1 protein-coding gene is annotated in these 294 nt (G+C 48.6%); it reads left to right on the top strand.

Translation table 11 applies throughout. The features are described 5' to 3' along the window. Nucleotides 1-294 (top strand): hypothetical protein (locus AAC855_RS21805; RefSeq protein ID WP_340612135.1); only part of this gene is annotated, 294 nt, incomplete at both ends.

Genomic DNA, 294 nt, shown 5'->3' with positions numbered 1-294 from the left:
GGGCTTGCCACCGGGCTGGCCGGAGTGGCTTCGGGTGCTGTTATCGGTGCTGTTGCTATCATAGCTGGCCTTGCTATGCCTCATTGGGGGTTAAACATTGACACAAGCAAACTACACGGAGGAGAAGCCTATACATTAGTGATACAGGAAACCAAGGATGGGAATAAAATTGGTATACCTATTGAATGGCACTTTACCATGCCAATGCGGATTACCGAGCCGCAAAAAAACGCTCACTACCGGATAAATAGCGATATATCAATTCAGGGAGAAGGTACTCCCGGCCAACTGATC

This window comes from Xenorhabdus bharatensis, from assembly GCF_037996705.1.
GTDB classification, from domain to species: Bacteria; Pseudomonadota; Gammaproteobacteria; order Enterobacterales; family Enterobacteriaceae; genus Xenorhabdus; species Xenorhabdus bharatensis.
Note: the sequence above shows the minus strand (reverse complement) of the source record. Positions and strands in the feature narration are given on the sequence as shown.